This is a genomic window from Agrobacterium larrymoorei, from assembly GCF_005145045.1.
GTDB classification, from domain to species: domain Bacteria; phylum Pseudomonadota; class Alphaproteobacteria; order Rhizobiales; family Rhizobiaceae; genus Agrobacterium; species Agrobacterium larrymoorei.
This window is the reverse complement of sequence record NZ_CP039691.1, coordinates 1,963,393-1,974,869: the sequence shown is the minus strand read 5'-3', so window position 1 is coordinate 1,974,869 and position 11,477 is coordinate 1,963,393. Positions and strand designations below refer to the sequence as shown.

The following is an 11,477-nucleotide window of genomic DNA, read 5'->3' as shown; positions in this document are numbered from 1 at the left end:
TTCTATCACCACGCACGGTGACGTCGTTGGAAGTGTATGAGCTGTATAGAGGAGTGCACAGAACCAACCTGAAGCGCCGAAGCTTATGCTGGCGTTTTGTTAGATATCAGGTGTTGCTGTATTTTTTAGCGGTAAGCCACTTCTTGCAGTGAAGAAAAGTGGCTCCCCGGGCCGGATTCGAACCGGCGACCTGTCGATTAACAGTCGAATGCTCTACCGCTGAGCTACCAGGGAACGTTTCGCTGCGCTTCTCGGCGCGGCGTGAGCGGGGTAATACAAATGCTTTTCCGATTTGCCAAGCGCTTTTTTCAAAAAAAATGCATTCCTCTTGTTTTATCCACCGAAGACCCCACGTTTCCGGGCATGTTGAGGCAAAAAAAGATTCAAGGCCTTGTTCTTCCCGGAGAGTTTTCTCGATGAATTTCGGTATGCACCCGCAAACAGGCCGTTTGCATTTGGGAAAATGGAGCGTGGCGATGCCGAGATCGCGTGTTGGGCGCATCGTCATCGGCTCGCTGCTGGTCGTGGGCGGCTGTCTTGGCTTCCTGCCCATCCTCGGTTTCTGGATGGTGCCTCTCGGCTTGCTGGTGCTTTCGCAGGATCTGCGCTTCGTGCGGCGCAAGCGCCGCCAGCTGGCAATCTGGTGGGAATATAGAAAGCGCGCCCGTCAAGCGCGCCGGGATGGCGTTACGCGCCCGTAAGCGAGTTGCTGATGCCCTGGCCCGCCCAGAAGGCGGCATAGGCGAGCGCGGCGAAATAAACCACCGTCAGGCACAGGAAAAGATAGCCGCCAAGCACGGTCGCGCCATCACGCTGGATCATGCCCGCCGAAAACAGAAGAATCGCCACGCCGGGCAGGGTGTTGGAAAAGGGAATGAAGCCGAGCGGCATCATCAGCAATATGCCCGCCGCCATGATGGCAAGCCCGTTGACCCGGTTCATCACGAGACCGGTGGTAATTGCAGGCAGGCGAGGGCGGATGAAGCGGTCGAGCTTCGAGACGATGTTCACGCCCTTCTGAAGGGCGGGCACGAGACGCGCCGTCTCCATCTCCTTGTCGAGAATGCGCTTGGGCAGCCAGGGCAGCCGGTTGAGTATGATCGCAAGACTGATCATGATGATGGCTGCGCCAAAGACCGTGCTGACGCCGGGAATGGAGACGGGAATAAGGAAGGGCAGGGACGCGATGGCGCACATCAGCAGCAAACCCTGCTCGCCTATCGCTTCCATCAATTCTCGCAGCGTTATCGTCTTACCGCTCAGCCGGTTGATGAGCTTTTGCAGCACCGAGCTGAGATTTTCAGATGTATCCGTAAATGCGAAATTCTGCGTCATACCTTATCCCGAAACTGTTTCCGTTCCGGGATTGATACCATTCAAGCCGCCAAGTGCCTATCCGCAAACGAAAATGTGCTCGCGGCCATCTTTATTCAGGCGCGTCTGTTCAGGCAGATGTCAGTGCGATACCCACTTGCTATAGGCACCCAGCAAAAGAACAAGCATCAAGATGCCGAGAATAAACGGGTTGAGCGAAGTAAAAAAGTGAACGTAGTCCATAACTGTCTCCTCCTCAGTATGTCCTCGCACAACCATTTTACGGCAAATACATGAAAATACCAGCAAAAAGCGATTTTTAATTGCGCTGCAACATATGGTTACGCGCCATCCCTTATTTATCGGGAATGTGAGTTTTTGCTTCGCAGCATTTATCGCTGATCTCTGCCTCAATGTTGCGCCGCATCATTTGCCAAGGCTCCGCACCGGCGCTAAACCAACATGAATCGGACGGAGAAGAACGGATGCTGAAAGGTCTCTACGCCTGGACCATGAACCTCGCTGCCAAAAAGACGGCGGTGTGGTGGCTGGGAATCATTGCTTTCGTGGAAAGCTCCATTTTTCTGGTGCCCGCGGATGTGCTGTTTCTGCCCATGGTTCTGGCAAAGCCGAAGCGGGCGATGTTCTACGCCGCCGTCGCGACGGTCGCCTCCGTGCTTGGCGGCATTGCCGGTTGGTATCTGGGGCACTACGCCTTTGAAAGCCTCGCCAAACCCATTCTGGAATTTTATGGCAAGCTCGATACGTTCGAGCATCTGCGGGCATCGGTTGACTATGAGACGATCGTTCTTCTGCTGATCACTTCTGGCCTTGCGCATCTTCCGCCGATCAAGGTCGTCACGATCCTTTCGGGTGCCGCCAATATCAGCCTCGGGCTCTTCATCATCTCCGCCATCGTTACGCGCGGTGCGCGCTTCTTCATTCTGGCAGGACTGTTGCAGCGCTACGGGGAAGGCATCCGCCACTTCATCGAAAAGCGTCTCGGCATGATTACCGCTGTTGCCGCCGCGGCGCTGATCGGCATCTATGCAGTCTATGTCTTCGCGCGATAAGCTGATTTTATTCAGTTTCTTGTCAGTATAGAAGTGTTTCGTCATCCCGATTAGTCAGGGGATGACGACGTATGCGCAAGAGAATAACAAAAGTTTTGGCTGTGGTATCGGCTGTGCCAGTCATGTTTGGGCTGTATTTCGCAGCCCTGCAAATATCCGGCAATTTTCACGAGGTCATACCCGGCCAGCTTTACCGCTCCAACCAGCCGACCGGCGATGAGCTGACGCGCTATGTGATGGCGCATGGCATCAAGACCGTCATCAACCTGCGTGGCGAGAACGATAAATCATCCTGGTATACAAACGAGATGGCCGCCGTCGACAAGCTCGGCGTCAAGCATATCGATTTCGGCATGTCCGCGCGGAGAACGCTGAAGCTGGAACGCGTTGCCCAGCTCATCCAGATCATGCGGGATGCGCCCAAGCCGATCCTGATCCACTGTCGCTCCGGTGCAGACCGCACGGGCCTTGCCTCCGCAATCTACGTCAACCGTGTTGCGGGTATGGATGAGGAAAAAGCGGAAGGGCAGCTGTCGTTCAGGTTCGGACATGTTGCCATTCCCTACCTCTCCTCTGCTTACGCCATGGATGAAACCTGGGAGAACATCGAAAAAGACCCGTTCATCGGCGAGCCCCATAACGACGAGATGGCCGCAACGGAGGCTTCGTCCTCCAGCCTGTAAAGCGGAAACGCATGATCAAAGCATCGCATAGTGCCATGCTGATTGAGATCATATTTTACAAGAGAATAGAAAATTAGGGAGGTCCGCCTGCCGTCCCACCCAGCGTGGCGGACCTCTACCTTATACCCCTTCCAGTCAGGGCAGCTTCTATCAATCACACTTTGCTAAATGTGGCAAGACGGTGGCATCTGTTTTGAGTAATAATTATTCAGATTGCTCTTTAAGGCGGCGGAGAGTGAGGCAAGATTGAACAATACAAATAAAAAAACCGAGGACTAACCTCGGTAAAACATGGGGCTGGCACTTCGCAATGAGTTGCTTACCGGAGTAAGAATTAAAGCTAGGTGCCGCCCAAAGCCCCTTTCGGAGACATATTAAATCTAATCTGGTTTTCCACGAACTTCAAGTCGCTGGAGACAAAAGTCGATCTTGATCAGATTACGTCACGAAAGGCCTAATACCAGCGAAACAGCATTCTCTATTTTTCCAAGATCGAAGGAAGATAATTGCTCGATGCGGCGAAGACCCCTGACTAGTCCCAGGCGTTCGTGCGAAACGGTGCAAATCATCCGGCACTTCGCCCACGATTCTTTTTTCAAACTTCTGTAGCTCCCAGCCGCGAAATATATGTCATCGAAACCGGGCGTCGACGGTGCGACGGTTGAAAACGGAACTACAGTACATAGACCGGGAGCTATCCCGTGACGATGGTTCAAACCTTGAACAGAGAGAACGACAACCTGACGATATTTCACCATTTCTGGGGGCACGAAAGCCATGTCGAAATCGCACATCAAAACCGAGCCCCTTTTGGGGATAAACGTAATTGCCATGCTGAAACGCTAAGTAGCTAATTATAAAAGAGAATGAAACTCCTTATTCTTAGCGGCGAGTTTTTCATTTCGCAACCTTTGGCTTTTGCGTCACCCGATAATCAATCATCGGTCCGAGATGGCACCCATCCTCTTGTATACCCACGCCCCATCGCAGCCACGGCCAAATCGAGCTGATGTTGCAATTGCTCGATCTCTCCAATCATGGCGTTGATCGCCTCTTTCACATCGCCGTCATGACAATCCAGAATGTAATCCGCCCCATCGGCAGGCGTTTTGGATGCATCCGGGCACACGTTCCCAATCTCCATTTTTCAGAGTCTCACTTCCTGCGAATTTTAGTGAGCGTCCGGCGAAAGCATTTTTCGGGTGTCGCGAGATAGAATCTAAAGGCCGCGCTTCATCTCATCGGCCATGATGCGGTCGATTATTTCAGGATCGCACTGTGTGTCGATGAGGAACTCGCGGATACCGCCGTCCCACGTCCTGATGTCGGCAAGTAGGCTTTGAAGTTCTTTGATGCCGTTCTCGGTCAGACCCTTCGTGCCATCTTCAGTGCCATCGCTGACGTAAACCAGTTCGCCTTCGGAGATGTTGTCCGAGTTGGCCGTCACTTCTTCGATCAGTTCGAGGTTCTCGCCGATCATGCCGGCGACTTGGTTGAGTGTGTAAATGAACCTTGAGCGTGCCATCAGGCAGCCTCGCACCGAGCGTTTGCCGGCGTCCAGTTCCAAGGCAGCAGATTTTCAAGTCGGTCTTTGGGATGATCCTGGATCCGGGCCAGCACATCGGTCAGATAGGCTTCCGGATTGTGGCCATGAAGCTTTGCGGTTTCGATGATGCTCAAGATATTTGCGATGCGCTCACCACCCTTGTCGGAGCCCGCAAATAACCAGTTCTTTCGGCCAATTCCCAGTGGTCGCATGGCACGCTCAGCTATGTTGTTGTCGATTTCAACCCGGCCGTCATCAAGATAGACGCTCAATGCTGCCCATCGTGACAGCGCATACCGCATCGCTTCCGCCAGCTTCTGTTTCTGTGGCAGTGTTGTCTGGACATCCTCAATCCACTCTTTCAGCTCGTCCAGGATGGGTTTGGCATGCTGCTGGCGCAAATCCCGCCTCTCGTCAGGCAACATGCCACGGATACGATCCTCGATATCGTAGAGAGCACCAATGCGCGACAGCGCTTCCTGCGCGATCGTTGATGGCTTGAGTTTGATCACGTCATGGAATTTGCGGCGTACATGCGCCATGCAGGCAGCCTCTATGATCTGATTGCCGTACAGCTTGTTGTAGCCAGCATAGCCGTCCGCGTGCATCACGCCACTGAAGTTGGAAAGATGTTCGGCTGGGTGAACCCCCTTGCGGTCAGGGCTGTAATAATAAGCGATCGCTCCGGGCCTGGGATCTTGATAGCCACGCCCATCGAAGACGTAGACCCAGACCCTCCCGGTCCTGGTCTTTCCTCGTCCAGGGTCGAGAACATCGACCGGAGTGTCGTCGGTATGGATCCGATCGACGGCCGCGATATGCGCTCTGATCAGCAAAATCAGGGGGCCGAGCAAAGCCGATGCATGCCCCATCCAGTCGGCCATCACGGAACGGGAGATATCGATCCCAAGCCGATCGTACGTCTCCGACAGTCGGTAAAGTGGGATGTGATCGTCGAATTTGGCGACCATGATATGGGCAAGCAATCCGGTACCGGGTTTGCCGCGCTCGATCGGCAGGGTCGGCATCTTGCCAGACAACGAAGTGTCGTAGTCCTTGCAAACGAAGCGCTTTTCGACATGGCGAACAATCTTCACGGATGCCGGCACATGCTCCATGACCTGGACCACCTTATCAGGTGCTTTTAGGAACGATGTCCCGCCGCAGGTCGGGCAATTGCACGGCGCCGGATAGATCCGCTCTTCTGTCGGCAGCCCATCCGGCAAAGGTCTGCGTTTTGGCTTTTCGCAGGCATCTTCCAGCTCCGGCAGTGGTGTCCTTCCAGAGCGAACCTCAGCCTCGGCGCGGGACGCTTCAATCTCCTCGAGCATCAGTTCGAATTGTTCGATCTTGCGGTCTATTTTCTCGGACGAGGCCCCATGCTGTCGATGGCGCAGCAACTCCAACTGCGCGCGCAAAATGTCGATTATGGTATCGCGCTTGGTAACTTCCGCGTCTTGTCGCTCGAGTTTCGCCGCCTGTTCAGCAACCAATGCACGCAGTGCAGATAGCTCGTCCTGACCCTGTGGCGGCGTTGTTTCCATACCCAAAAATGTAACTGATTTGGCCCTTTAGCGCCAGCATTTTACCCCTGACACCCTTGCAAAATAACGCTTTCAGCCCGTGCGATGAGGCGCTGACGTCCATGTCGGTCGTCGCCAGTCGATCCCCTCGACGAGCATCGACAACTGAGCCTGCGTCAGATGCACAACGCCATCTTTGGCCGCCGGCCATGGGAAGTATCCGCGTTCCAAAACCTTGTAAAACAGGCAAAAGCCTTGGCCGTCCCACCATAAAAGCTTGATTCGGTCCGCGCGCCTGCCGCGGAACCCGAAGATCGCGCCAGAACCAGGCGCTTGTCTGATCACCCCCTCGACCAGCGCTGACAAACCGTCGATACCGCGACGCATGTCAGTCACTCCGCAGGCCAGATAAACCTGTACATTCCCTGACGGCCCGATCATGCCGCCTCCACGCAAGCGACGAGCGGGCCAAGCAGTTTCAACTCAACGTCAACAGGAACCTTCAAACTCCGACCGTTTCGAAGCAAGATCTCGACGATCGCCAGCCTCGTTGCCGTCGTAGACGCCTGACTTACGCCAAACTCCTCCACGATTTCCACTGGAAGGAACACCGTCGGTCGATCAACATAGTTGAACGACTTTCGCCACAAGCGGATCTGGCCAGGATGAACGTCATGCCGGCGCGCCACGTCACCAATGCGAGCACCCGGCTCATCAGCTTCCGCCAGTATCCTCAGCTTCGCCTCGTCCGACCAGCGCCGTCTGCGCTCGGTACCGGACATGATCTCCATGCGGGCCATGAAACCTCTTTGCTCTGGTATTTATGTCAGCACTAATGCTGGTTCTAATGCCAGAACATCGCCTGATTTGCCCGATCAGCAAAAACAGCTCACCGGACGCTCACGAATTTTAAGGGGAAGGCTACGGCCTTCGTAGTTTATGTTCTTATTATGTTCTCACCTGCTGATGAGTCAAGCAGGGTGGGAAGCATTATTTATCCGAGCGCGGATACCGGCTCGCCGTACATAGAAATCATATGAGAAAATGATCACGGTTGGGGAGGCCGTGGAACAAATGGTCGGAGCGACAGGACTTGAACCTGCGACCCCTTGACCCCCAGTCAAGTGCGCTACCGGGCTGCGCTACGCTCCGACACAAGAGAGGCGTTTATATAGAAGGCTGTTTGGGTGCAAGAGGAAAACGCCTGAATCCTCAAAAAAGAGACGAGCTGGAGTGTGAAGCTGAGGACACTGAGCGGAGGGCAGGTGATGTTTTTCCATTTTCCAACGGAACGCTCTTCCGGGGTTTGGTGTTACCCAACCGTAATCAGATGGCGCAGCCGGACCAACCCATGGTAGCTGCGGCGAATGAAGCGAATGGAGAGAGACATGAACAGCATCATTTACATCGTAGGCCTGATCGTAGTCGTCGGCGCGATTTTGTCGTTCGTTGGTTTGGCCTGAGCGATAGCGATCAACAACCGTCGATTGACGGTGTAGAAAAAGAAACAGCGCAGCATGGATCAGATGCTGCGCTGTTTCTGAGAAGTGGAATTCTTAGTTTTCCTGAACGGAAACGCCATTGGGGCCGATGTTCATTTCGATGCCCTTGGGTTTGGTTTCCTGGTGGTAGACGTAAGCGCCGAGGCCTGCGATAGCCACGATCAGTGCGCCGATGATGAGATAGAGATTATTCGTCCGCGTCATTCAGTATTTCCCCTGACAAGATGATATGCGCTCGCTAAACGCATGAAATCCCGGCAAGTTCCACGCGATCCGCGGTACTGGAATACGGCCTCGTCAGTAGGCGTTTTCCGATTTGAGCAGGCGGATCGGCGTCAGCACGAGGATTTTCAAATCGAGGAAGAGCGACCAGTTTTCGATGTAATAGAGATCGAAGGCGGTGCGCTGCTTGATCTTGTCGCTATGGTCGATTTCGCCGCGCCAGCCGTTGATCTGTGCCCAGCCGGTCACGCCCGGCTTTACCTTGTGGCGGGCGAAATAATGCTCCACGACCTCGGTATATTTCAGGTCTCCCGTCTGTGCGTGGACGGCATGCGGGCGAGGGCCGACGAGGGACAGATCCCCGGCGAGAACATTGAAGAGCTGCGGTAGCTCATCGATGGAGGATTTGCGCAGGAAACGACCAACGGGCGTTACGCGCGGATCGTTTTTGGTCACGGCTTTCACAGCGCTCGGATCGCTCATTTCCGTGTACATGGATCTGAACTTCCAGACGTTGATCGTCTCGTTATTGAAGCCGTGGCGCTTCTGCTTGAAGAGGATGGGGCCTTTGGACGTTGCTTTGACGGCGATGCCCGCAACGAGCATGACCGGCCACAGGATGAGCAGGCAGATGACGCTGAAAACGATATCGAAGACGCGCTTGGCGACGCCATCCCAATCCCGCAGCGGCTTGTCCATCACGTCCAGCATCGGCACGCCGCCGACGTGGGAATAGGAGCGGGGGCGGAAGCGCAGCTTGTTGGCATGGGCGGCAATGCGGATATCCACAGGCAGCACCCATAGCTGGCGCATCAGTTGCAGAATACGTGTCTCGGCACTGATCGGCAGCGAGATGATCAACATATCCAGCCGCACGAGGCGGGCGAATTCCACGAGCTCCGCAAAGGTGCCGAGCTTTGGATAGCCTGCCACGATATCCGGCGAGCGTGCGCTGTTGCGATCATCGAAAATGCCGCAGATGCGGATGTCGTTATCCCGCTGCTCGAGCGAGCGGATGAGATCCTTCGCGGCCTGTCCGCCGCCAACGATCACGGCGCGGCGTTCCATGACGCCGTTTCGGCCCCAGTGACGAATGGCAAGGCCCAGGACGTAGCGTTCGATGAAGAGAAATGCGGCGCCCGTGACGTACCATGTCGCAAAACCCTGCCAGGAATATCCGGCATCCGGCACGAATAGCAGCATCAGCAAAGCGGTGACGATGAAGGACGCGAGGAAAGAGCCCTGAATGCGCCCGGCCATGGCAACCGGCCTGCGTAGGGAAGGAAGCTGGTAGGTATCGGTAATCTGAAGCAGCATGGCGCAAAGACCCGCGCTCCAGACGCAGATGGAGGCCAGCGCAATGCGCGACCCCAGAGCATCGGGAATTTCGACGCCATTTACCAGGATGGAAATGAGCGTGAGAATGACGAACTCGACGAGCCTCAGCTGGCCGATGACCATATCCGGAGAATGGCTGGTGCTGCGCAGCTGGTTGGCAACCTGTCGGGCAAGGGGATTGAGCGTGGCTTTCTCGCCCTTCTGAGCGCTTTCGCCGCCTTCCGGTTTCTCGGAGACTTGCTTGCGCAGGGCATCAAGATCGAACTTGTGCCCTTCTCCCCCCATGTCGCTCATAGATATGTTCCACTACTCGATTTCAGGAATGGATACGCCACACATACTAAATAACGCTTATGATTTCACCATTAGTAAATGCTTTTTTATTCGCAACTTCAACGAGAAGTGAACCCTACGTGCATTAGGTAGGTGTTTCTTTTACGAAAATAAGGGGGCGGGATACGCAATACCTGTTTACCCGCAACTATGGACCGAAGCGAACCCGCTTTTCGGGCTGCATATTCTCCGGTCACTGAATTTGAAAACTATCCTCTGGGGTCTGCGGCGGCTGCCATCAAAAGAAGCGCTCGCGGACATAGATCGTATCGCCCGCCAGCACCGGGGCCGAGATATAGATGCGGCCGGTCGTGACATTGGCGTTGATCTTGCGGGTGATATCCACATCGCGCTGGTTCGCGCGGGACGTGAAGCCGCCTGCGACGGCAATCGCGTTCTGCACGGTCATGCCGGGGACATAGGAATACTGGCCGGGGCGACCCACTTCGCCCATGACGAAGACAGGGCGGTAACGGTCGATCTCGATGCTGACATCGGGGTTGCGCAGATAACCCTGGCGAAGCTGCTGAGCGAGAGCCGCTTCAAGCTGCTTTGCCGTCTTGCCGCGAGCCGCAATCTGGCCGACAAGCGGGAAGGCGATGTAGCCACCCTGATCGACGGTATAGGTGTTGGTGAGGCCGGACTGGTCGAACACCGTCACGCGCAGCCGGTCGCCGCTATCGAGGCGGTAAGGCTGCAGAGCAGCCTCGTTGAAGGCTCTCGGCGCTGGCTGATAAGCTGCGCAACCGCTAAGCGATACTGCTGCGGCAAGGGCAAAAGCCGATATCAGGCGTGGGATGGCGAAAGTCATTCGCAATCGGGCTCCAGAAAACGTGTTGATCAAGTTATCTCTTTGTTATGGTTAATGCTCGGTAAAGAAATAATTTTTCATGAAAAATCGACGCGCTAAATCTAGCAGGCGACTGGAATAGCTCGGCATTTAACGCTTGCGTTACCGCAAGGGATTAGACTTGCCGTAACGACAGGCGTGGCGCACAGGCTGCACGCATCAAGGGAAATCGCAGGAATGAGAGCAACGGGACACGCAACCGAATCGCAACATGCGGATGATCAGGATTTCGGGAAGGCCGGATTTCCGATCGATTATGTTGCGGACCTGCTTTCCATGCGGGGCGCAAAGCCCATCGTGGTGGTTGCCTCGCCATCAGGCGATGATGGCTCCACCGCGACCGTGATGCTTGCGCGCGCCCTTTCCGAAACGGGGCGGACGGTCGTGCTGGTCGATATGACGGCATCCGGCGCGCCATCCCGGCTTATGACTTCGGAAGAAGGCCTTCCCGGCATCATGGATCTTCTGGTGGGGGATGCGGCCTTTGGCGAAACGATTCACCACGACCGGCTGTCCAGCGCGCATATCGTGCCGCAGGGCCATGGTGCCGTTCACCAGACGGGGCGTATTCTCGACCGTCTGACGATGGTACTGGGCGCACTTTCCGGCACTTACGATACGGTTCTGCTGGAATTCGGCGCTGCCGATGTGGCAGGCGTTTCCCGCGTTCTGAAATATGTCGATGCGGATGTGGTGCTTTCAGTGCCGAGCGGCGATGCGCAGATGTTGCAGGAAACGCTGGACGCTTTCGAAGAGGATGGCCACAGCCAGGTCATCCCCATGGTTTCGGCATCGCCAAAATCCGACGCAGCTTAGGCGCTTATTTCTGTGGCTTCGGCCCGGCCATCCATCTGATGATGAGCATGGCCGGCAATATCCACAAGACCCCGGAAAACACGAAATAGGCCAGATGAACCCACCAGGGAGACTGGCCGAGCGTCGCGGACGCCACGGCTGTCGCCACGACGGCATAGGTAACCACCAGCAGAATGATGACGATGGTGCCGATGAAGGATCTGAGGCGGGGATGCATGCCGTTTTCCGTGAGTTGATCGTGAGGCGAAGCATATAGCATCGGATGCGAAAATCGGAA

Annotated in this window: 15 protein-coding genes and 2 tRNA genes; 4 read left to right on the top strand and 13 right to left on the bottom strand. The window is 55.3% G+C overall.

Annotation, left to right across the window (positions count from 1 at the left end; genetic code table 11):
- Window positions 1–159: 159 nt before the first annotated feature.
- Window positions 160–234 (bottom strand) — tRNA-Asn (locus CFBP5473_RS09460).
- Window positions 235–416: 182 nt separating this feature from the next.
- Here CFBP5473_RS09460 and CFBP5473_RS09455 point away from each other — a divergent pair.
- Window positions 417–701: a hypothetical protein gene (locus tag CFBP5473_RS09455; protein ID WP_027677224.1), complete on the top strand. Its 285-nt coding sequence runs from the start codon at window positions 417–419 to the stop codon at window positions 699–701.
- Here the strand turns inward: CFBP5473_RS09455 and CFBP5473_RS09450 are convergent.
- Window positions 688–1,335 carry an exopolysaccharide biosynthesis protein gene (locus CFBP5473_RS09450; RefSeq protein ID WP_027677225.1) on the bottom strand — a complete coding sequence of 216 codons (648 nt, stop codon included), beginning with the start codon at window positions 1,333–1,335 and terminating at the stop codon, window positions 688–690. The two genes, CFBP5473_RS09455 and CFBP5473_RS09450, sit on opposite strands and share 14 nt — an antisense overlap.
- 464 nt (window positions 1,336–1,799) lie before the next feature.
- Between CFBP5473_RS09450 and CFBP5473_RS09445 the strand changes: the two genes are divergently transcribed.
- Both CFBP5473_RS09445 and CFBP5473_RS09440 read left to right on the top strand, forming a co-directional pair.
- Entirely contained in the window at window positions 1,800–2,387 is a 588-nt protein-coding gene (locus CFBP5473_RS09445; protein WP_027677226.1) for a YqaA family protein, read from the top strand.
- Between the two features lie 71 nt (window positions 2,388–2,458).
- Entirely contained in the window at window positions 2,459–3,070 is a 612-nt protein-coding gene (locus CFBP5473_RS09440) for a dual specificity protein phosphatase family protein (RefSeq protein ID WP_051441445.1), read from the top strand.
- A 443-nt stretch (window positions 3,071–3,513) separates the two neighbouring features.
- On the opposite strand, the gene CFBP5473_RS09435 is transcribed toward CFBP5473_RS09440, so the two are convergent.
- The 10 genes from CFBP5473_RS09435 to CFBP5473_RS09390 form a co-directional block, all read right to left on the bottom strand.
- Entirely contained in the window at window positions 3,514–3,864 is a 351-nt protein-coding gene (locus CFBP5473_RS09435) for a type II toxin-antitoxin system PemK/MazF family toxin (protein ID WP_157835824.1), read from the bottom strand.
- A 140-nt stretch (window positions 3,865–4,004) separates the two neighbouring features.
- The gene (locus CFBP5473_RS09430; RefSeq protein WP_037171896.1) at window positions 4,005–4,214 is read right to left on the bottom strand and encodes a hypothetical protein; all 210 of its coding nucleotides are present in this window, start codon (window positions 4,212–4,214) and stop codon (window positions 4,005–4,007) included.
- Window positions 4,215–4,289: 75 nt separating this feature from the next.
- Entirely contained in the window at window positions 4,290–4,595 is a 306-nt protein-coding gene (locus tag CFBP5473_RS25645; protein WP_035209878.1) for a hypothetical protein, read from the bottom strand.
- A complete protein-coding gene (gene tnpC, locus CFBP5473_RS09420) occupies window positions 4,595–6,160 on the bottom strand; it encodes an IS66 family transposase (protein ID WP_136954375.1) in 1,566 nt (521 codons plus the stop codon). The genes CFBP5473_RS25645 and tnpC overlap by 1 nt, the downstream gene beginning before the upstream one ends.
- Window positions 6,161–6,232: 72 nt before the next feature.
- Complete coding sequence (tnpB, locus tag CFBP5473_RS09415; protein ID WP_136954339.1) at window positions 6,233–6,580, bottom strand: IS66 family insertion sequence element accessory protein TnpB; 348 nt, start codon at window positions 6,578–6,580, stop codon at window positions 6,233–6,235.
- Window positions 6,577–6,939, bottom strand: coding sequence for an IS66-like element accessory protein TnpA (gene tnpA / locus CFBP5473_RS09410; RefSeq protein ID WP_136954338.1), 363 nt, complete (start codon window positions 6,937–6,939; stop codon window positions 6,577–6,579). Before tnpA ends, tnpB begins: the two co-directional genes overlap by 4 nt.
- A 275-nt stretch (window positions 6,940–7,214) precedes the next feature.
- A tRNA-Pro gene (locus CFBP5473_RS09405) sits at window positions 7,215–7,291 on the bottom strand.
- Window positions 7,292–7,695: 404 nt separating this feature from the next.
- Complete coding sequence (locus CFBP5473_RS09400; protein WP_027672944.1) at window positions 7,696–7,845, bottom strand: hypothetical protein; 150 nt, start codon at window positions 7,843–7,845, stop codon at window positions 7,696–7,698.
- A 93-nt stretch (window positions 7,846–7,938) separates the two neighbouring features.
- Entirely contained in the window at window positions 7,939–9,486 is a 1,548-nt protein-coding gene (locus CFBP5473_RS09395; RefSeq protein WP_413228968.1) for an undecaprenyl-phosphate glucose phosphotransferase, read from the bottom strand.
- Between the two features lie 286 nt (window positions 9,487–9,772).
- Complete coding sequence (locus tag CFBP5473_RS09390) at window positions 9,773–10,345, bottom strand: polysaccharide biosynthesis/export family protein (protein WP_027672946.1); 573 nt, start codon at window positions 10,343–10,345, stop codon at window positions 9,773–9,775.
- 216 nt (window positions 10,346–10,561) lie between these two features.
- Between CFBP5473_RS09390 and CFBP5473_RS09385 the strand changes: the two genes are divergently transcribed.
- Complete coding sequence (locus CFBP5473_RS09385; RefSeq protein ID WP_027672947.1) at window positions 10,562–11,200, top strand: tyrosine-protein kinase family protein; 639 nt, start codon at window positions 10,562–10,564, stop codon at window positions 11,198–11,200.
- Window positions 11,201–11,204: 4 nt separating this feature from the next.
- Here the strand turns inward: CFBP5473_RS09385 and CFBP5473_RS09380 are convergent, their stop codons facing one another.
- Window positions 11,205–11,417: a DUF2842 domain-containing protein gene (locus CFBP5473_RS09380; protein WP_027672948.1), complete on the bottom strand. Its 213-nt coding sequence runs from the start codon at window positions 11,415–11,417 to the stop codon at window positions 11,205–11,207.
- Window positions 11,418–11,477 lie beyond the last annotated feature (60 nt).

Excerpts from the sequence above, each read along its gene's own strand:
- CFBP5473_RS09455 (WP_027677224.1), top strand. The coding sequence starts at position 417 with ATGAATTTCGGTATGCACCCGCAAACAGGCCGTTTGCATTTGGGAAAA.
- CFBP5473_RS09430 (WP_037171896.1), bottom strand. The coding sequence starts at position 4,214 with ATGGAGATTGGGAACGTGTGCCCGGATGCATCCAAAACGCCTGCCGAT.
- CFBP5473_RS09450 (WP_027677225.1), bottom strand. The coding sequence starts at position 1,335 with ATGACGCAGAATTTCGCATTTACGGATACATCTGAAAATCTCAGCTCG.
- CFBP5473_RS09385 (WP_027672947.1), top strand. The coding sequence starts at position 10,562 with ATGAGAGCAACGGGACACGCAACCGAATCGCAACATGCGGATGATCAG.
- tnpB (WP_136954339.1), bottom strand. The coding sequence starts at position 6,580 with ATGATCGGGCCGTCAGGGAATGTACAGGTTTATCTGGCCTGCGGAGTG.
- CFBP5473_RS09435 (WP_157835824.1), bottom strand. The coding sequence starts at position 3,864 with ATGTGCGATTTCGACATGGCTTTCGTGCCCCCAGAAATGGTGAAATAT.
- tnpC (WP_136954375.1), bottom strand. The coding sequence starts at position 6,160 with ATGGAAACAACGCCGCCACAGGGTCAGGACGAGCTATCTGCACTGCGT.
- CFBP5473_RS09380 (WP_027672948.1), bottom strand. The coding sequence starts at position 11,417 with ATGCATCCCCGCCTCAGATCCTTCATCGGCACCATCGTCATCATTCTG.
- CFBP5473_RS09400 (WP_027672944.1), bottom strand. The coding sequence starts at position 7,845 with ATGACGCGGACGAATAATCTCTATCTCATCATCGGCGCACTGATCGTG.
- CFBP5473_RS25645 (WP_035209878.1), bottom strand. The coding sequence starts at position 4,595 with ATGGCACGCTCAAGGTTCATTTACACACTCAACCAAGTCGCCGGCATG.
- CFBP5473_RS09440 (WP_051441445.1), top strand. The coding sequence starts at position 2,459 with ATGCGCAAGAGAATAACAAAAGTTTTGGCTGTGGTATCGGCTGTGCCA.
- CFBP5473_RS09390 (WP_027672946.1), bottom strand. The coding sequence starts at position 10,345 with ATGACTTTCGCCATCCCACGCCTGATATCGGCTTTTGCCCTTGCCGCA.
- tnpA (WP_136954338.1), bottom strand. The coding sequence starts at position 6,939 with ATGGCCCGCATGGAGATCATGTCCGGTACCGAGCGCAGACGGCGCTGG.
- CFBP5473_RS09445 (WP_027677226.1), top strand. The coding sequence starts at position 1,800 with ATGCTGAAAGGTCTCTACGCCTGGACCATGAACCTCGCTGCCAAAAAG.
- CFBP5473_RS09395 (WP_413228968.1), bottom strand. The coding sequence starts at position 9,486 with ATGGGGGGAGAAGGGCACAAGTTCGATCTTGATGCCCTGCGCAAGCAA.